The 571-nt window shown below is 37.7% G+C and carries 1 protein-coding gene; it reads right to left on the bottom strand.

The window, feature by feature from the left end; genetic code table 11:
• Positions 1–571, bottom strand: a 571-nt coding sequence (locus ACFINC_RS11685; protein WP_375617304.1) for a tyrosine-type recombinase/integrase, incomplete at both ends; no start/stop codon positions are given.

Genomic DNA, 571 nt, shown 5'->3' with positions numbered 1-571 from the left:
TTTTACGATCTGCACTCTTTGTATAAAGGGATGCCATCTGATCTTCTGTCCAGCCAAAAATTGCTTTCAATTGTGATACTGTTGCTCCAGAATTAGCTGCGCGTGTTGCGGCTAATTTTCTTAATCCATGCGCCGATTTTTTAATTCCAGCCGCATTACAAGCGTCTCTAAATGCATTCCCAAAGCTTTCTTTGGTGAATTTTTGATTCACTTTACTACAGATAAATGTTTTTTCTCCAATAGGACCAATTTCAAGTGTTTTTGCTAGTTCCGGTAAAATAGGAAGAAAAACATCTGTTTGAAATTTACTTTTTTCTGTTTTGAGGTGAATGATATTATCTTTGGCATCTTTCCAGCCAATGCGTACCGCATCACCACGACGCAAGCCCGTATATAAAAGAACATCAATCCAGACACGTTCATGGGTACCATGATGCCATCTTTGATAATATTTTTCGACATCTTCTTCTGTCCAAACAGGAAATCCATCTTTGTTTTTGAGGGGGGGTCTTTTTATTCCTAAAGCTGGATTATTTTCCAAAAGACCTTGATCAATTGCCCAATTAAAAAG

This window comes from Bartonella sp. AP58NXGY (assembly GCF_042195785.1).
In the GTDB taxonomy this organism is placed as follows: Bacteria; Pseudomonadota; Alphaproteobacteria; order Rhizobiales; family Rhizobiaceae; genus Bartonella.
The sequence above is the reverse complement of the archived record's forward strand: the minus strand, read 5'-3'. Positions and strand labels throughout refer to the sequence as shown.